General features: G+C 55.4%; 14 protein-coding genes and 1 tRNA gene. 1 reads left to right on the plus strand and 14 read right to left on the minus strand.

Annotated features, from left to right (window positions below; all coding sequences use genetic code 11):
- Positions 1-19 precede the first annotated feature (19 nt).
- From rpoC to secE, 10 genes are all read right to left on the minus strand, one after another.
- Positions 20-4,261: a DNA-directed RNA polymerase subunit beta' gene (rpoC, locus tag BCF46_RS16410; protein WP_121026856.1), complete on the minus strand. Its 4,242-nt coding sequence runs from the start codon at positions 4,259-4,261 to the stop codon at positions 20-22.
- Positions 4,262-4,309: 48 nt separating this feature from the next.
- Entirely contained in the window at positions 4,310-8,446 is a 4,137-nt protein-coding gene (rpoB, locus tag BCF46_RS16415) for a DNA-directed RNA polymerase subunit beta (RefSeq protein WP_121026859.1), read from the minus strand.
- Between the two features lie 239 nt (positions 8,447-8,685).
- Positions 8,686-9,063, minus strand: a complete 378-nt coding sequence (gene rplL / locus BCF46_RS16420) for a 50S ribosomal protein L7/L12 (protein WP_121026862.1) — start codon at positions 9,061-9,063, stop codon at positions 8,686-8,688.
- Positions 9,064-9,135: 72 nt separating this feature from the next.
- A complete protein-coding gene (gene rplJ / locus BCF46_RS16425) occupies positions 9,136-9,651 on the minus strand; it encodes a 50S ribosomal protein L10 (protein ID WP_121026865.1) in 516 nt (171 codons plus the stop codon).
- A 304-nt stretch (positions 9,652-9,955) separates the two neighbouring features.
- Positions 9,956-10,963: a Hint domain-containing protein gene (locus BCF46_RS16430; protein ID WP_121026868.1), complete on the minus strand. Its 1,008-nt coding sequence runs from the start codon at positions 10,961-10,963 to the stop codon at positions 9,956-9,958.
- Positions 10,964-11,358: 395 nt separating this feature from the next.
- Entirely contained in the window at positions 11,359-12,057 is a 699-nt protein-coding gene (gene rplA, locus BCF46_RS16435; protein ID WP_121026871.1) for a 50S ribosomal protein L1, read from the minus strand.
- On the minus strand, positions 12,057-12,482 hold the full coding sequence (gene rplK, locus BCF46_RS16440; RefSeq protein ID WP_073142172.1) for a 50S ribosomal protein L11: 426 nt from the start codon (positions 12,480-12,482) through the stop codon (positions 12,057-12,059). The genes rplA and rplK overlap by 1 nt, the downstream gene beginning before the upstream one ends.
- 104 nt (positions 12,483-12,586) lie before the next feature.
- Positions 12,587-13,120, minus strand: coding sequence for a transcription termination/antitermination protein NusG (nusG, locus tag BCF46_RS16445; protein ID WP_121026874.1), 534 nt, complete (start codon positions 13,118-13,120; stop codon positions 12,587-12,589).
- Positions 13,121-13,339: 219 nt separating this feature from the next.
- Complete coding sequence (locus tag BCF46_RS16450) at positions 13,340-14,500, minus strand: trans-sulfuration enzyme family protein (protein WP_121026877.1); 1,161 nt, start codon at positions 14,498-14,500, stop codon at positions 13,340-13,342.
- A gap of 101 nt (positions 14,501-14,601) precedes the next feature.
- Positions 14,602-14,796 carry a preprotein translocase subunit SecE gene (secE, locus tag BCF46_RS16455; RefSeq protein WP_121027631.1) on the minus strand — a complete coding sequence of 65 codons (195 nt, stop codon included), beginning with the start codon at positions 14,794-14,796 and terminating at the stop codon, positions 14,602-14,604.
- A 156-nt stretch (positions 14,797-14,952) separates the two neighbouring features.
- Between secE and BCF46_RS16460 the strand changes: the two genes are divergently transcribed.
- Positions 14,953-15,486, plus strand: a complete 534-nt coding sequence (locus BCF46_RS16460) for a hypothetical protein (RefSeq protein ID WP_121026880.1) — start codon at positions 14,953-14,955, stop codon at positions 15,484-15,486.
- On the opposite strand, the gene BCF46_RS16465 is transcribed toward BCF46_RS16460, so the two are convergent.
- The 4 genes from BCF46_RS16465 to BCF46_RS16475 all read right to left on the minus strand — a co-directional run bounded on the left by BCF46_RS16465 (position 15,483) and on the right by BCF46_RS16475 (position 18,015).
- Complete coding sequence (locus BCF46_RS16465; protein ID WP_121026883.1) at positions 15,483-16,268, minus strand: alpha/beta hydrolase; 786 nt, start codon at positions 16,266-16,268, stop codon at positions 15,483-15,485. The genes BCF46_RS16460 and BCF46_RS16465 overlap by 4 nt on opposite strands.
- Positions 16,269-16,303: 35 nt before the next feature.
- Positions 16,304-16,379: transfer RNA gene (locus BCF46_RS16470), tRNA-Trp, on the minus strand.
- Positions 16,380-16,501: 122 nt separating this feature from the next.
- The gene (locus tag BCF46_RS19815) at positions 16,502-16,663 is read right to left on the minus strand and encodes a hypothetical protein (protein WP_170157964.1); all 162 of its coding nucleotides are present in this window, start codon (positions 16,661-16,663) and stop codon (positions 16,502-16,504) included.
- Between the two features lie 695 nt (positions 16,664-17,358).
- Complete coding sequence (locus tag BCF46_RS16475) at positions 17,359-18,015, minus strand: CatB-related O-acetyltransferase (RefSeq protein WP_121026886.1); 657 nt, start codon at positions 18,013-18,015, stop codon at positions 17,359-17,361.
- Between the last annotated feature and the right edge of the window lie 49 nt (positions 18,016-18,064).

Below are 18,064 nucleotides of genomic sequence, written 5' to 3' on the forward strand. Positions count from 1 at the left end.
TCAGTAGAAGTGAGCTTCGCTACTCGTCGCGGCTCTCTGGCGTGTCCACCATGATCGTTTCCATCGGATCTTCCATTGCGGATTCCTCTGGAGCGGCCAGTGCAAGTGCTGCTTCCGCCTCGGCCTTACGAGCTTCGATAACCACGTTGTCCCTGTCAGCAGCAATGCGACGCATTTTCTGCGTTGCACCACCGGTACCGGCTGGGATCAGACGGCCCACGATGACGTTCTCCTTGAGACCGATCAGCTTGTCACGTTTGCCCATAGTAGAGGCTTCGGTGAGCACGCGGGTCGTTTCCTGGAAGGACGCGGCAGAGATGAACGAACGCGTTTGCAGCGACGCTTTGGTGATCCCGAGCAGGATTGGCTCGCCAGTTGCAGGCTCGCCACCTTTCGCAATCGCCTTCTCGTTGGCGGCATCAAACTCGGCCTTGTCGACATGCTCGCCTTTCAGCAGCGTGGTCATACCAGAGCTCTGGACTTCCCACTTCTGCAGCATCTGACGAACGATAACCTCGATGTGCTTATCGTTAATCTTCACGCCTTGCAGACGATACACGTCTTGGACTTCGTCGATCATGTAGTCGGCCAGAGCCTCCACACCCATAATGGCGAGAATGTCATGCGGCGCAGGGTTGCCATCCATGATGTAATCGCCCTTTTGGACGAAGTCGCCTTCGGCCACAGGGATGTGTTTGCCCTTCGGCACCATGTATTCGACTTTGACATCCGCATCATCCGAGGACTCAATCGCAATGCGACGCTTGTTCTTGTAGTCCTTGCCGAAGCGAACATAGCCGTCGATTTCCGCGATGATGGCGTGATCTTTGGGGCGACGTGCCTCAAAGAGTTCGGCCACACGTGGCAGACCACCGGTAATGTCCTTGGTTTTGGCACCTTCGCGCGGAATACGTGCAACCACGTCACCGGCTTTGATGTCTTGACCGTCTTCAATGGACAGAATGGCGTCCACGGACATTGGGTAGGTGGCTGGGTTGCCATTCTCGAGGCGCACGGGCTCGCCGTCCGCACCTTCGATGATCACCTCGGGCTTAAGCTCGTTGCCTTTTGGCGCTGCGCGCCAATCGACCACGATCTTCTGCGTCATGCCGGTCGCGTCATCGGTCTCGTCTTTGACGGCAATACCGCTGACAAGGTCGACAAAACGGGCCTTACCGTCTTTTTCAGCGATGATCGGCAGGGTGTACGGATCCCATTCAAACAGTTTGTCGCCACGCGCAACTTTAGCGCCATCTTTGACGTGCAGCTTCGAGCCGTAGGTGATTTTGTGCTTGGCACGCTCCACCCCGTTGGCGTCGATGATCTGCAACGACATGTTCCGACCCATAACAACCAGATCGCCAGACTCGTTGCCCAGCAAGGAAGAGTTCGTGAACTCCACGGTGCCTTCTTGGCTGGCTTCGAGGAACGATTGCTGGCCACCTTGAGCAACACCACCAATGTGGAACGTCCGCATTGTCAGCTGTGTACCTGGCTCACCGATCGACTGTGCGGCGATGATGCCGACAGCTTCACCGGTGTTCACCAGTGTACCACGCGCCAAGTCGCGACCGTAGCACATGGCGCAGACACCTTCTTCAGCTTCACATGTCAGCGGCGAACGCATCTTGGCTGTCGGAATATCCGCAGCGTCGATTGCATCCGCTTTGCGCTCGTCAATCAGCTCGTCACGGGCGACGATGATTTCGTCTGTACCGGGCATCAAGATGTCTTCCGCGGCCGTACGACCCAAAAGACGCTCGCCAATGGAGGCTACAACTTCACCGTCATTCACAGCCGAAGACGCGTTGATGAAGTTCTCGGTACCACAATCATGCATACGCACGATGCAGTCCTGAGCAACATCCACAAGACGACGTGTCAGGTAACCGGAGTTAGCCGTTTTCAAAGCCGTATCCGACAGACCCTTACGGGCACCGTGGGTGGAGTTGAAGTACTCCAGCACCGACAAGCCTTCTTTAAAGTTCGAGATGATCGGCGTCTCGATGATCTCGCCGTTCGGCTTGGCCATAAGACCACGCATACCGCCCAGCTGTTTCATCTGAGTAACCGAGCCACGCGCGCCGGAGTGAGCCATCATGTAAACCGAATTCGGTTCATTTTCAGCACCAGCCTCGTTCCGACCGGAGTCGGAGATGTTGGCCATCATGGCATCGGTGACTTGGTCGTTACATTTCGACCAGGCATCGATCACTTTGTTGTACTTCTCGCCCTGAGTAATCAGGCCGTCCATGTACTGCTGCTCGAACTCTTTGACCTGACCGCGTGTGCCGTCAACGATTGGCCATTTGCTATCAGGGATGATCATGTCGTCCTTACCGAACGAGATGCCAGCCTTGAACGCTTCGCGGAAACCCATCGTCATGATCTGATCACAGAAAATCACAGACTCTTTCTGACCACAGTAGCGGTAGACGGTGTCGATGACCTGCTGAACTTCCTTCTTACGCAGAAGACGGTTCACGAGCGAGAAAGGTGCTTTGGCGTTAACCGGCAGCAAGGCGCCCAAACGGATACGACCAGGAGTAGTCTCGAAGCGCGTTAGCACTTCGTTACCTTCGGCATCAATCTGTGGCAGGCGGGCTTGGATTTTGGCGTGCAAGTGCACCTCGCCGGAATCCAACGCATGCTGCACCTCGTCCACGTTCGAGAAGATCTTGCCTTCGCCGTGCATGCCTTCGCGTTCCATGGTGATGTAGTAGAGACCAAGGATCATATCCTGCGATGGCACGATGATTGGTGCACCGTTCGCAGGGGACAGGACGTTGTTCGTCGACATCATCAGAACACGTGCTTCCAACTGGGCCTCAAGGCTCAGTGGAACGTGAACAGCCATTTGGTCGCCGTCGAAGTCAGCGTTAAAGGCCGAACAGACCAGCGGGTGCAGCTGGATGGCTTTGCCCTCGATCAAAACCGGCTCAAACGCTTGGATGCCAAGACGGTGCAAGGTCGGCGCACGGTTAAGCATCACTGGGTGTTCGCGAATAACCTCGTCGAGGATATCCCACACTTCGGGACGCTCTTTTTCGACCAGCTTTTTCGCCTGCTTCACGGTGCTGGACAGACCTTTGGCCTCCAGACGCGAATAGATGAACGGCTTGAACAGCTCCAACGCCATCTTCTTGGGAAGACCACATTGATGCAGTTTCAGTTCCGGACCGGTCACAATCACTGAGCGGCCAGAAAAGTCGACGCGCTTACCCAAAAGGTTCTGACGGAAGCGACCTTGCTTGCCTTTCAGCATGTCGGACAGGGACTTCAGCGGGCGCTTGTTGGCGCCAGTGATAGTCCGGCCACGACGGCCGTTGTCGAACAATGCGTCCACAGATTCTTGAAGCATACGCTTCTCGTTGCGTACGATGATGTCCGGCGCGCGAAGCTCGATCAGGCGCTTCAGGCGGTTGTTCCGGTTAATCACGCGGCGGTACAGGTCGTTCAGGTCGGAGGTCGCAAAGCGGCCACCGTCCAGCGGCACCAGCGGGCGCAGCTCTGGCGGGATCACAGGAACCACGGTCAGAACCATCCATTCAGGACGGTTGCCGGACTCGAGGAAGTTCTCGACCAGTTTCAGACGCTTGATGATCTTCTTCGGCTTCAGCTCGCCAGTTGCGACGGCCAATTCCTCGCGAAGCGTGTCAGCTTCGGCTTCCAGATCAATCGCGGCCAGCATTTCGCGGATAGCTTCAGCACCGATGTTGGCGGTGAAGGCGTCCATGCCATAGGCGTCTTGCGCGTCGAGGAATTCTTCCTCGTTCATCAATTGGCCGTAAGTCAGGTCGGTCAGACCGGGCTCGATCACAACGTAGTTCTCGAAGTAGAGAATGCGTTCCAGATCGCGCAGAGTCATATCCAGCATCAGGCCGATCCGGGATGGAAGCGACTTGAGGAACCAGATGTGAGCGACCGGAGCTGCCAGCTCGATGTGGCCCATACGCTCGCGGCGTACTTTTTGAAGCGTAACTTCAACACCACATTTCTCGCAGACAACGCCGCGATACTTCATGCGTTTATATTTACCGCACAGGCATTCGTAGTCTTTGACCGGGCCAAAGATGCGTGCACAGAACAAGCCGTCGCGCTCTGGTTTGAACGTACGGTAGTTGATGGTTTCCGGCTTTTTGATCTCGCCGTAAGACCAGCTCAAGATCCGCTCGGGCGACGCCAAGGAGACTTTGATTTCGTCAAAGCTTTTCGGCGGCGCGATCGGGTTGAACGGGTTGGTTGTCAGTTCCTGGTTCATTTTGCGTCCTTACAAATTAGGGGATGGGTTGAGTGGGGCGCGAGCGCCCTACTCCTCCTCCGCATCCAGGAGTTCCATGTTGAGGCCGAGGCCCCGCACTTCTTTCACGAGCACGTTGAACGATTCCGGAATACCGGCCTCGAAGTTGTCCTCGCCCTTGACGATCGACTCGTAGACTTTCGTCCGGCCTGCCACGTCGTCCGATTTCACCGTCAGCATTTCCTGCAAGGTGTAAGCGGCGCCGTAGGCTTCCAGAGCCCAGACTTCCATCTCCCCGAAACGCTGACCACCGAACTGGGCTTTACCACCCAGCGGCTGTTGCGTGACGAGCGAGTATGGCCCGGTAGAACGTGCGTGGATTTTATCGTCCACAAGGTGGTGCAGTTTCAGCAGGTATTTCACACCCACGGTCACTTTGCGCGAGAATTGCTCGCCCGTGCGACCGTCAAACAGGACCGATTGGCCTGAAGTGTCAAAGCCCGCTTTGGTCAGCGCCTCGTTGATGTCCGCTTCCTTGGCACCATCGAAAACCGGCGTTGCGATCGGAACACCGCGGCGCACGGCCTCGGCGGATTCGATCATGTCGGTTTCGATCATGTTGCCGAACGCGTCATTGTAGGTCTCGGAACCATACGCATGCTCCAGAGCTTCGCGCACCGGCTGGCTATCGCCAGAGCGTTTGAACTCGTCCAGAGCATCGTCAATTTTCAGACCCAAGCCACGCGCGGCCCAACCCATGTGAGTTTCCAATATCTGACCGACGTTCATACGCGAAGGCACACCCAGCGGGTTCAGACAGAAATCAACCGGGGTACCGTCAGCGAGGAACGGCATGTCCTCCATTGGTACAACCTTGGAGATAACACCTTTGTTGCCGTGACGACCGGCCATCTTGTCACCCGGTTGCAGCTTACGCTTCACCGCCACGAACACTTTGACCATCTTCATCACGCCTGGTGGCAAGTCATCACCACGGCGAACCTTCTCGACCTTGTCTTCAAAACGAGCCTGAAGTGCATCTTTTTGCAGTTCATACTGGCCGTTCAGAGCCTCAACGGCTGCGGCTTCGGTCTCTTCAGCCAAAGCCAGCTGCCACCATTGGCCACGCGACAGGGTTTCCAGCAACTCTGGGGTGATTTCCGAATTTGGCTTAACGCCCTTCGGACCCTTCACGGCTTTCTTACCAAGGATCATACCTTGCAAACGCGAGTAGATGTTGCGGTCAAGGATGCCCATTTCGTCGTCGCGGTCACGGGCAAGACGCTCGATTTCCTCACGCTCGATTTGCAACGAGCGCTCGTCTTTCTCAACGCCGTGACGGTTAAAGAGGCGAACCTCGACAACAGTCCCGAAGTCACCCGGCTTCACACGCAGCGAGGTGTCGCGCACGTCGGACGCCTTCTCACCAAAGATGGCGCGCAGAAGCTTTTCTTCCGGCGTCATCGGGCTTTCGCCCTTCGGTGTGATCTTACCAACCAGAATGTCGCCCGGCTCCACGTCGGCGCCGATATACACGATGCCGGCCTCGTCGAGGTTACGCAGAGCTTCTTCACCCACGTTTGGAATATCACGCGTGATTTCTTCTGGGCCAAGCTTCGTGTCACGGGCGGCAACTTCGAATTCCTCGATATGGATCGAGGTGAAGACGTCGTCACGTGCAATACGCTCGGAGATCAGGATGGAGTCCTCATAGTTGTAGCCGTTCCAAGGCATAAACGCGACGAGCACGTTTTTACCAAGGGCCAGCTCCCCCATGTCGGTGGACGGACCATCAGCGATGACCTCGCCTTTGGACACCACACCACCCACTTTCACCAGCGGACGCTGGTTGATGCAGGTGTTTTGGTTGGAGCGTTGGAACTTACGAAGGCTGTAGATGTCTACGCCCGGATCGCCGGGTTCCAGATCATCGGTGACCCGCACCACAATACGCTGCGCATCGACTTGGTCGATGATGCCGCCACGTTTGGCTTGGATTGCCGCTCCAGAGTCAGTGGCGACAACGCCCTCGATCCCCGTGCCAACAAACGGAGCATCCGCTTGCAGCAGTGGAACAGCCTGACGTTGCATGTTCGAGCCCATCAGCGCCCGGTTAGCATCGTCGTTTTCCAGGAACGGGATCAGCGAGGCCGCAACCGAGACCAACTGCTTTGGCGACACGTCAATCAGATCGACGTTATCGCGCGATTGCAGCATGTAGTCGCCGGATTGGCGGGTCGACACCAGATCGTTGGAGAAGCTGCCCTCGTCGGTCAATTGCGCGTTGGCCTGCGCAACGGTGTGACGCATCTCTTCAGTGGCGGACATGTATTGCACGTCATCCGTCACCTTGCCGTCCACGACCTTGCGGTATGGTGTTTCGATGAAGCCATATTTGTTCACGCGGGCAAAAGTAGCCAGCGAGTTGATAAGACCAATGTTCGGCCCTTCCGGTGTCTCAATCGGACACATACGACCGTAGTGGGTCGGGTGAACGTCCCGAACCTCAAAGCCTGCGCGTTCACGCGTTAGACCACCTGGCCCAAGCGCGGACAAGCGACGCTTGTGCGTCACTTCCGACAGTGGGTTGGTTTGGTCCATGAATTGCGACAGCTGCGAAGAGCCGAAGAATTCACGTACAGCAGCAGCGGCTGGCTTGGCGTTGATCAGATCCTGAGGCATGACCGTGTCGATCTCGACAGAGGACATACGCTCTTTGATCGCGCGCTCCATGCGGAGCAGGCCAACGCGGTATTGGTTTTCCATCAACTCGCCAACAGAACGCACACGACGGTTGCCCAAGTGGTCGATGTCATCGATGTCACCACGGCCATCACGCAAATCAACCAGAGCCTTGATGCAAGATACGATGTCTTCCTTGCGCAGGGTGCGCACGGTGTCTTCTGCATCCAGATCAAGACGCATGTTCATCTTCACCCGGCCAACAGCAGAAAGGTCATAGCGTTCGCTATCGAAGAACAGTGTTTCGAACAGTGCGGATGCGGATTCAACGGTGGGTGGCTCACCCGGACGCATAACGCGGTAGATGTCCATCAGCGCAGTTTCACGGCTGAAGTTTTTGTCCACAGCCACGGTGTTGCGGATGTATGGACCCACATTGATGTTGTCGATATCCAGCGTTGGGATAGTGGTCACGCCGTTATCAACTAGGGTCTTCAGCGTGCCGCCGATGACCTCTTCACCTTTTTTGTCGAATTCCCAAGTCAGCTCGTCGCCGGCTTCGATCCAAATCTCGCCAGTTTCTTCGTTGATAATGTCACGTGCAACGAAACGGCCAATGATGCCCTCAAACGGCAGCAGGATGTTTTCGACGTCGCCGTCTTCGATCAATTTCTTAACCGCGCGTGGCGTGACTTTCTTGCCCGCTTCGGCAATAACTTCACCTGTCTTGGCGTTGATGATATCGGATGTCGGCTTGGTGCCTTTGATCCGTTCCGGGAAGAACTTGGTGGACCAGCCACCTTTCTTCACTGCTTTGAAATCAACGGTGTCGTAATAGGCATCCATGATGCCTTCCTGATCCAGCCCCAATGCGTAGAGCAGGGTCGTCACCGGCAGCTTGCGGCGACGGTCGATGCGCGCAAAGACAACGTCTTTGGCATCGAATTCGAAGTCGAGCCACGAGCCGCGATATGGGATGATACGGCAAGCGAACAGCAGTTTACCCGAAGAATGGGTTTTACCTTTGTCGTGGTCAAAGAACACGCCCGGGGAGCGGTGCATCTGGGAAACGATAACACGCTCGGTACCGTTCACAACGAACGTCCCGTTCGGGGTCATCAGGGGCATGTCACCCATGAAGACGTCTTGTTCTTTGATGTCTTTAACCGATTTCGCGCCGGTATCCTCGTCGATATCGAACACGATCAGACGCAAGGTCACCTTCAGCGGGGCGCTGTAGGTCATGTCGCGTTGCTGACATTCCTCGACGTCGTATTTCGGTTTTTCCAATTCGTACTTCACGAATTCCAGAATGGCAGTCTCGTTGAAGTCCTTAATCGGGAAGACCGACTGGAAGACGCCTTTGATACCTTCACCATCCATCGGAGCCAGCTGGTCGCCGGACTTCAGGAACAGATCATAGGAGGATTTCTGCACTTCAATGAGGTTCGGCATCGCCAGAACTTCATTAATTTTGCCGAAATATTTGCGGATGCGTTTTTGACCAACGTATGTTTGAGCCATGCTCGTCAAAGCCTTTCAATTTCCTCGGATATGTCACCCCGGGGCCGGGTGGCATGCCACTTGGATCAAGGGAGGTGAGGTTCAATACTTGCGCGCCGTCCCAAGGGCGTGCTCCCGAACCTTTACCGCTCCTTAGAAAACGCTTTGAATCAAAGCCCTGTCTGAGACGCGGAAAGCTGGACCCGGAATTGACCCGGATCCAGCTATTTTTGTGCGTACGCAGCTAAGCTGCGCTGCAATTACTTGAGTTCGACTTCGGCGCCAGCTGCTTCCAGCTTGCCCTTGATCTCGTCTGCTTCGGCTTTGTCGACGCCTTCTTTGACAGCTTTGCCGCCAGCTTCGACCAAGTCTTTTGCTTCTTTGAGGCCCAAACCTGTGATGGCGCGGACTTCTTTGATGACGTTGATTTTTGCTGCACCAGCAGAAACCAGAATCACGTTGAATTCGGTCTGCTCTTCAGCAGCCGCACCGCCAGCGTCGCCGCCAGCAGCCATCATCACTGCGCCACCGGCTGCAGGTTCGATGCCATACTCGTCTTTGAGGATGGTTTTCAGTTCTTGTGCTTCGAGAAGGGTCAGACCAACAATCTCTTCAGCAAGTTTTTTCAGATCAGCCATTATACTGTTTCCGTTCTATTAAGTTGTGTTCCAACGTGCAGGTTTCAACCCCACGAAGGTATCTGTCGAAGATCAAGCGGCTGCTTTTTCCTCGATGGTGCTGAGAATGCTTGCCACGTTCGAAGCAGGTGCGCCAATCGCGCCGGCGATGTTCGAAGCAGGGGCAGCGATGCAACCCACGATGGAAGCAATAAGCTCCTCGCGGCTTGGCATGGCGGCCACGGCTTTAACACCAGCGACATCCAACGCGTTATCGCCCATAGCACCCCCAAGAATAACGAGCTTGTCGTTGTCCTTGGAATAGTCGTTCACCACTTTCGCGGCGGCAACTGGGTCCTCTGAGTAGGCGAGAACGGTCATCCCTTCGAGGAATTCAGCAATGCTTGCGCATGGCTGACCTTCGAGGGCGATTTTGGCGAGCCTGTTCTTGGCGACGCGCACAGACCCACCGGCTTCGCGCATACGCGCCCGCAGGTCTTGCATCTCAGCAACCGTGATACCCTCGTAGTGGCTAACCACTACGACGCCAGAGCTTTCAAAGATCTGACCGAGTTCTTCGACCAGTTTTTCTTTTTGTGCTCTATCCACAGTTTCACTCCAATTGTGGGGATTGCTCCCCGGCTCAGTCTACCGGATTACTCCGGCGGTTGGGTCCATCGTGCACGGGACGCCCGAACCGCCTGGAGTTTGCACCCACAGTCAATCTGGTCTGATCCCGTCTCAGGCAGGAATTAAAGGGGTTTGAGGCCCCAACCCGCCATCTCGGACGAAACGCAAAAGAGCGCGTGACGAATCGCGCGCTCTAAAGCATGTGGTCAAGTAGTCCCCTGAGGCCCAAAAGCCAAGGCCGATCTTGCCATTTATTTCAATTTTTTAAAAGTTTTTGGACAGATCAGGCTTGCAGCAATGGCTGTGCATTTTTCCGATGCCGTGAGACCAACTCTCGCATCTGCTTTCCTCTCGGAATAACCCGCGCGGGGTCGCCCGCCGAATACAGCAGCTCAGGAAACAGGGACTGGATCTCCGCCAGTGCGTTTGCGCCCATAGCCTGCCGTGCCATAGGGCCAGTTAACAGTGACTCCGTAGGCGCACCCTCGGCAAAGATAATTTCATGATGATCCAACAATAGATGATAATAAGTGACTGTGATCATATCATCAGCGTGGTCGATACCCGGCAACCCCAGAAGCTTCTTAGCGGGGATCAACACTTCCTGAGCACCTGCAACCCGCCGTGCGATAGCTGAACTGACAAGCATCCGGTGTTGCTGCGAAACGATAAGGTCGCGTGTCGGCAACCCCATACCCAACGCCCCCAAACAAATGCGGATTGGAGTGTTTTCCCCAAGAGCAGCTCGTTTAGCCTTACCTATCCAGCGAATCCGTTGAGGTCCGTGGTCGCGAGTTAGCAGTAGATCATTCGGTTTGAGGTCTTCGACTGCCGTGCTACCCGCCGGCGTTGAAAGTTGAGCACCCGTGGTGAAGCAGGGAACCAAACTGGAATACGGGGCCGCGCCGTCCGTATTGAACGTGCCGAACGTATAGGTGACTCCCGGATCAAGCTGGAAATCCGATACGAACAACGGCCCGTAATTCGCCGCGCCGTTGGTCGCAATGAAGTAAATCGTACCACTGGACCCATCAGAGCCGGTGATCGTGTATTTGTAACGAAGATCGACCGTATCCCCGAGGTTGATCCCCGCCACCGTCGACGATGTGACATCTTGATCGGGCGTGTCCGCACCACCGGTGTGGGTGACGTCACCAAAGATTGCATCGTCGGTTCCATTAGAATCGTCGATCGTTATTTTTCCGGCGACGCCAACGGTAAAATTTCCCGAATGCGGATATGTATTGTCACCAGAGGTAAAGTTGTAGACGAGCGCATTCTCTAGAGCCATGACTGGCGTCCTTCCGCATTTGAGGTTCGCGAACGTACAGCCTCATGGATTAGCGTATTTCGACCCTTGTAGCTTTCGGCAAGGAAGTCCTTGCAGAGTTCAGCAGGATTACGAAGTGATGTTACATCAAATGTCGTTGCCATAGCTACTTTTTGCGCATCCGCCTATTCACGGCAGAGCTACTATCCTTACTGCGTGCGTGCACGAATTTTATGCACCTCAATCAAGTTCTGGGCGCTTAGAGATAAAAATGGCAGGGGAAAAAGGCGCACGTTCGCCTCAGATTAGGAGATTTCGAGGCGTTACACAGTTCATCTGTCTCAAAATTGAAAAAGGGCGGGCCATTCAGGTCCGCCCTTTTCTTAATCATACCAGGTGCTTATCGCACTGACTGGTCAATTTCCGGTCGCATTATCGACAGAGATCGTAACGCTTGGGCCCATAGTGGAAGACACAACGATCTTCTGCATGTAGCTACCTTTGGCACCGGATGGGCGCGCCTTGGCTACCGCATCGATAAAGGCGCGAACGTTCTCAGCCAGCTTGGCTTCGCTGAACGAAGCTTTGCCGATGCCTGCGTGAACCACGCCAGCTTTTTCAACTTTGAACTGCACTTCGCCGCCTTTGGCAGCTTCAACAGCCGCTTTGACGTCCATGGTCACCGTGCCAACTTTAGGGTTTGGCATCAGGTTACGTGGGCCAAGCACCTTACCCAGACGGCCAACGATTGGCATCATGTCAGGGGTTGCAATGCAGCGATCAAACTCGATCTTGCCGGATTGCACGACTTCCATCAGGTCCTCGGCACCCACGATATCTGCGCCAGCCGCTTTGGCTTCTTCAGCTTTCGCGTCGCGTGCGAACACAGCAACACGCATGGTTTTGCCGGTGCCGTTTGGCAGGGCCACAACACCACGAACCATTTGGTCCGCGTGACGCGGGTCAACCCCGAGGTTCATTGCGATTTCGACAGTTTCATCGAACTTGGCTTTAGCGTTGTTCTTTACCAGAGCAACAGCCTCATCGACAGTGACGTTGCGCTTGCCAGCGAATTGCTCACGAGCAGCAGTAGTGCGTTTTCCGTACTTAGCCATTACTTCACCTCGATGCCCATAGAACGGGCAGAACCCAGGATGATCAGCATCGCGGACTCGATGTCGTTCGCGTTCAGATCTTTCATTTTCGCTTCGGCAATCTCGCGCACTTGCTTCGTGGTCACGTGACCAACAACTTCACGCGAAGGTGTTTTGGCGCCAGACTTCAGCTTGGCCGCTTTCTTCAGGAAGTAGGACGCTGGTGGCGTCTTGATGTCCATCGAGAACGACTTGTCCTGATAGTAGGTGATCACGGTCGGGCAAGGCGCACCTGGCTCCAGATCCTGTGTCTTGGCGTTGAACGCCTTACAGAATTCCATGATGTTAATCCCGCGCTGACCCAATGCTGGGCCTACGGGTGGGGATGGGTTGGCTTGACCTGCAGGAACCTGCAGCTTCATCGTGCCAGCGATCTTCTTGGCCATTGGCCTTCTCCTTTATCAACACCCTCGGGTCGCGACCGTCGGGCTGGTGGTTGCCGTGGTCCGGGTCGCAGCACGCGTGCCGCTCGCCTCCCACGTGATGCACATCAGGACGTCTTGGTGACCTGTGTGAATTCCAATTCGACCGGCGTCGCGCGGCCAAAGATCGAGACCGTCACCTTCAGGCGCTGGTTCTCGTCGTCTACTTCTTCAACCATACCCGAGAAGCCCTCGAACGGGCCGTCGGTCACGCTCACGTTCTCGCCAATGTCGAACACGATGGTCGAGCGTGGTGCTTCTGCACCCTCTTCAACGCGGCCCAGGATGGCCTGAACTTCAGCGTCGCGCATCGGCATCGGTTTGCCTTGCGGACCCAGAAAGCCCGTGACGCGGTTGATCGAGTTAATCAGGTGATAGCCGCGATCCGACATCTCCATGCGCACCAGCACATAGCCAGGCATGAAGCGGCGCTCTGCGGTCACTTTCTTGTTGCGGCGAATCTCGATCACTTCTTCGGTCGGAACCAGGACTTCGTCGATTTCGTCCTGCAGGCCATTTTCTTCAACAGCCGCGCGAATTTGCTCCGCGATCCGCTTCTCGAAGTTGGACAGCACTGATACCGAATACCATCGTTTTGCCATCTTGCCTGCGCCTCTATCTGTTCCGGCATCGCCGGTAATTTCCAATACTTTCAGCTAGTTACACCTAAACTATCGGTGAGGTTTGCCGAAACGAAAACAGCGCGCATCTCGAATCGATACGCGCCAAGTGTTCGTGTTGAGCGCTGAACTACGCCGCAAGCGCCCAAGATTCAAGGGGTTGTGCAGCGATTTAACCGCCCCGAACCATTCGCGCACGTCTTAGCTATTGGCCCGCGTCAGGGCCTGCTCAAGGTCATAAATCAGATCATCCGCATCTTCGATACCGATCGACAGGCGCAACAGACGCGGGTGCACCGGGAAGCCATCCCCGGAGACCGTTTTCCTGTGCTCGATCAAACTCTCGACTCCACCTAGCGACGTCGCGGGATAAAACACCTCGCAAAAGCGAGTGACATCAATCGCCGTCTGCTCTGAACCCTTGATGATAAACGACATCATACCGCCGAACTGGCCGTTGGTCTGCCGCTTAGCAACTTCATGGCCCGGATCGGATGGCAGGCCGGGATACAATACTTTCTCGATATGTGGATGGCTTTCGAAATGCTTGGCCACTGCCATGGCATTTTTACAAGACCGCTCCACCCGCAAAAACAGCGTGCGCATGCCGCGGATCAATAGCCACGCATCAAAGGAATGCAGCACCGTGCCTTGCAGTTTGCGCACCATGCAGATGTCTTCCCAATACTGCGTCGTCTCGCGCACCGACAACACTCCGGCGGTCACATCGGAATGGCCATTTAAATACTTGGTGGCCGAGTGGAACGATATATCGGCCCCCAGGTCCAACGCCCGTGTCAGGTTTGGTGGCGTGCCAGTACAATCTGTCAGCAGCTTGGCCCCTGCCCCATGCGCAATCTCGGCGGCAGCGGCAATATCTGTGACCTCCCAATCCGGATTGTTGGGCGTTTCCACCCAAACCAAATGGGTTTTTCCCGGGCGCACGGCGGCGGCCAGCTCTCCTAGATTGCCAGCAGAGTACGAAGACAGCTCAATACGCCCATTAGCCTCGTAGGTCTGAAGCTGTGCCAGAACACCGTGATACATCACCTTCGGTGCAACCACATGTGCGCCTGTTGGAAGGTGTTCGATCACAGCCGTGCAAGCCGACATGCCCGACGCAAACAGTAATGAGTCCGTGGCGCCTTCCAGTTCTGCAATCACCGCCTCTGCCTGTGCGGTGGTTTGACTGCCATCACGGCGGTACCAATATGGTTTACGGACTTCGTAGTTTTCATCCCGCGCATAGGTCGCGGCGGGCTGAATCGAAGGGATAACAGCACCAGTCTCGGACTCGACGAAATGCAGGGCCTGCGTCACGCGGGTCACAAGAGAGGGCGTGCGGTTGCTTTTGTTGGTCATGACATTGTCGCCTCTGGTAAAAACGTTGGGGCGATCTGACGCGAAAAAGCAAAGCGCTGCCAGCGCTTTTTCACAAATGGCTTAGGGGCAGTGAGGCTGGTTTAGAACAATCCGAAGATGCTGTTCAGACCAGTGCGGATACCGATATCAACAAACGAAAAGAAGATCGCAGTGATTGTGGCCATAATAAACACCATGACAGTAGTCAGCATGACTTCGCGTCGGGTCGGCCAAACAATCTTCGAGACCTCGCCGCGGACCTGCTGGATAAACTGTGCTGGATTCGTGCGTGCCATAGTCAGACCCTTGGTTGTGTTCAGTGGGTCAGTTACGTCCCCTTGGCCTACTTTGCAAGAGGCAGTGGTTAGGAAACCTGCTTTCACAAAAGGGTGCATTGGCGAAAGGCAAGGCCCTGCCCTAACATGAGATGACGTCTAGGAAGGCCGCAACCCATGAAAACACTCGCCCGCGTGATCCCACTGATAATAGCACTCTGTGCGCCTTTGGCCGCCCAAGAGGTGCCCGTAGCGGAGCCGCCTATGACGCTACCACGTCTCGCCCAGATCATCACGGCGCTAGACTCGGAGGTCGAAAGAGCCGGCACCGCATTCCGTCTCAGCATCTCGGACATACCGGTGGTGATCATCACTGATCCGCGCGCCGACCGGATGCGCGCTATGATCCCGATCCGCAGCACCGAAGGGATGGAGCCCGAAGAAGTTCTACGTGTGATGCAAGCCAACTTCGACACTGCGCTGGACGCGCGTTATGCCATCGCCCAAGGCCAGCTTTGGGCCGTTTTCATTCACCCGCTGTCGCCACTTGAGAAGGATCAACTCATCTCCGGGTTGGGGCAGGCAGTAAATCTAGCGCTGACATATGGAACGTTATTTACTGGCGGGGCAATGCAGTTCGGGGGTGGCGACAGCACTCGATTGCACCGCGATTTAATCGACAAGCTTCTGAAGAAAGGCGAGGAAATCTAAGCGTCTTCGCGAAGCCTTGCAAAATGGTCGACTATCATCTGCATGTAAGTAGTTCCATCGGGGTGCGTGCCGTCCAACACTTCGTCGATCTGCGACTCGTGCCCCTCAATTTTGGTGTCAATCAGAGTCACAGGCGCCCCTACCTGTTGCGCCCGCGCGGCACCCAACTGGGCGTTACCAATATCTATAGACCGGTCATTCGGGGCATTGAGCATCAAACAGGGCGGTCCATCCGTTTCCAATCGCCACGGATGCACCAACGCAGAACTGATTGCCACCACCGCATCAGGGCTGGACACCCGCTGCATCCAGGGCATCGGTGGGTAGGCCAAAGCCAAGCCCGCTATTCCACCAGCGGAAAGGCCCAATATCCCTAGCTTGCGGGACGTGATCCCGAGACGATCACCCTCGACCCAGAGGTAGTCAATTGCGTTGGACATATCCTCCATCGCAGCGATGAAGGATGCTCCGTAGAGATCGGAGGGCAGGTTCAAACCTACCTTTTCTGATCTTGCCATGTGGGTTCGAATTTGCTCGGCGTCCTCATCCGAAAACGCATCTAGTGTGGCGCCAAGTCGATAGCTGATAGACGCCATGGCAAAGCCTGCATCCGTCAGGTTTTGCGCGAAGTGCCCCGTTTCGACATCGGCGCGAGTCCCACGACGAAATTCGCCACCATGTGCATAGATTATACAGGCCCCGGCGGTCAGGTTGTCTGGAAGGTAGAGGTCAAGCTCAAGCCCGTGGCGCGGATCGTACTCTATGTCGGATACACATTTCATGGTGGCCGACGTGACCCTATGCTTCAAAGTTTTAGTGGCAGGGGATGAGAGACTCGAACTCACGACCCTCGGTTTTGGAGACCGATGCTCTACCAACTGAGCTAATCCCCTGCACTTAATGAAGAGGTGTTAATAAAGCGAGGGTGGCTTTGCAAGGGATCATCTGCACCGCAAGGCCAGAATTGCACATCTGCCTGCCTGCGACGGGTGCAGGCAGGCAGAAAAGCCACGGCCTATTGGCGTGGCAAGCCAGACAGGATTGATACAAGAGCATCTAGTTGTGCGTCGGACAGCGTTTCAAGATCAGTCGGATTTGAACCCCCCGAGGAATCAGCAAGAACTGGACCTGCTAGTAAGCCCAACGCCACGCCCAATGTCAGAATAAGATTTTTCATCGTATGTGTTCCTTTCAATGAACACTCGCTAACCTTCGAGTTCAGGACGAACCACGCTGGCTCGGCTTCGCCTTATGTGGCCTTCTGAAACGGCATTAAAAGACGCGAAGCAGGCCACGCGCTGTCACACCGACGTGAGCGACTCAAAAAATACCTTATCGTTCTGTTTTTAAATACTATTATTAGCTTCTCCCGGAGCGCACAGTCTCTGTGCAAAATGGCCCACCCCGTCACGCCGGCATGAGGGCTGTCAGCTTGTCCTTCACACAACCTTGGTTAGGTTGTATGCGGCAATTGTGCGTAAACTTCTTCGGAAAAGAACGCGCCATGCCCGACGCTTCGACAGATAGCGAACTCGTCCTCTCTCGGCGCAGCCTTATGGTCGCCAGTGCGATTTCCGCTCTTGCTGCGACATCTACAGCGGTCAACGCCAGCCCACAGTGTAATGAAACGAGTGACCATTATAAGGGCGGGGGCTGGCACCCTATGATGGACGCTGGAAAGTAGTCCTCAATAGAGGCTGGGCGTTTTTCCAAAGTCAGATACACTGCCGCCGATGAAACAGGTCACAATTTATCGTTTCCGTTGGCATCTGGGTCTCTGGCATTCAACAGCCACGCTGACGCCAAGTAGCACAAATCACAGCTAACTTGATGTCGATATGTCAGACGACAGAAATGGGCCTTGAATCAATGTTATGACTGCGGCGCGGCGCGCTTCATAGCCCTGAGATCCGCGCCACAAATAGCGGCTTCGCTTTGAGCAATCACATCAATAGGCCAGTCCCACCATGCAAGCCCAAGCAAGGCTGCGACCGTCGCCGCGTCAAACCGCATCCGAACTAAACGAGCAGGATTGCCAGCATAGATCGCATATTCTGGAACCTCACCCGCGACGACGCTGCCTGCCCCAATGATCGCACCGGACCCTATTCTAGCCCCAGGCAATATGCGAGCGCCCTGCCCGATCCAAACATCGTGACCTACAATAGTGTCGGGACCGGTTTCGGGCATTGACGGCCTGCCGTCGCGCGCACCTCCGAACACCATAAACGGAAAGCTGGAAAAGCCATCGTAGCGGTGGTTGGCAGATGCGGTGATAAACTGCACTCCATCGGCGAACTGACAGAATTTTCCGATCTCCAGCCGCTCAGGTGAAAAGTCATAAAGATAGGGTGCCAAGCGGGCAGCCCAGTCGTCAGGAGGCTCATGTGCACTTGCGTAACTGTACTCCCCAACACTTATGCGAGGATGATCAAGCATGGGCTTCAAGAACACGGTGCCAGTATGCACAGTGCCATCGGGCAAAGTAATCGGGAAGCGCGTGGACGAAGAGGGGAAGTCGATAAACATGAAAGAAGCCTCTAAGGGATCTGGGAATATGATTTGATCAGATCACAGC

The sequence above is a fragment of the Litoreibacter meonggei genome (assembly GCF_003663885.1).
In the GTDB taxonomy this organism is placed as follows: domain Bacteria; phylum Pseudomonadota; class Alphaproteobacteria; order Rhodobacterales; family Rhodobacteraceae; genus Litoreibacter; species Litoreibacter meonggei.

Bases quoted from the DNA above. Each gene is read 5' to 3' on its own strand.
- rpoC (WP_121026856.1), bottom strand. From the start codon at position 4,261: ATGAACCAGGAACTGACAACCAACCCGTTCAACCCGATCGCGCCGCCG.
- rpoB (WP_121026859.1), bottom strand. From the start codon at position 8,446: ATGGCTCAAACATACGTTGGTCAAAAACGCATCCGCAAATATTTCGGC.
- rplL (WP_121026862.1), bottom strand. From the start codon at position 9,063: ATGGCTGATCTGAAAAAACTTGCTGAAGAGATTGTTGGTCTGACCCTT.
- BCF46_RS16430 (WP_121026868.1), bottom strand. From the start codon at position 10,963: ATGGCTCTAGAGAATGCGCTCGTCTACAACTTTACCTCTGGTGACAAT.
- rplA (WP_121026871.1), bottom strand. From the start codon at position 12,057: ATGGCTAAGTACGGAAAACGCACTACTGCTGCTCGTGAGCAATTCGCT.
- rplK (WP_073142172.1), bottom strand. From the start codon at position 12,482: ATGGCCAAGAAGATCGCTGGCACGATGAAGCTGCAGGTTCCTGCAGGT.
- nusG (WP_121026874.1), bottom strand. From the start codon at position 13,120: ATGGCAAAACGATGGTATTCGGTATCAGTGCTGTCCAACTTCGAGAAG.
- BCF46_RS16450 (WP_121026877.1), bottom strand. From the start codon at position 14,500: ATGACCAACAAAAGCAACCGCACGCCCTCTCTTGTGACCCGCGTGACG.
- secE (WP_121027631.1), bottom strand. From the start codon at position 14,796: ATGGCACGCACGAATCCAGCACAGTTTATCCAGCAGGTCCGCGGCGAG.
- BCF46_RS16460 (WP_121026880.1), top strand. From the start codon at position 14,953: ATGAAAACACTCGCCCGCGTGATCCCACTGATAATAGCACTCTGTGCG.
- BCF46_RS16465 (WP_121026883.1), bottom strand. From the start codon at position 16,268: ATGAAATGTGTATCCGACATAGAGTACGATCCGCGCCACGGGCTTGAG.
- BCF46_RS19815 (WP_170157964.1), bottom strand. From the start codon at position 16,663: ATGAAAAATCTTATTCTGACATTGGGCGTGGCGTTGGGCTTACTAGCA.
- BCF46_RS16475 (WP_121026886.1), bottom strand. From the start codon at position 18,015: ATGTTTATCGACTTCCCCTCTTCGTCCACGCGCTTCCCGATTACTTTG.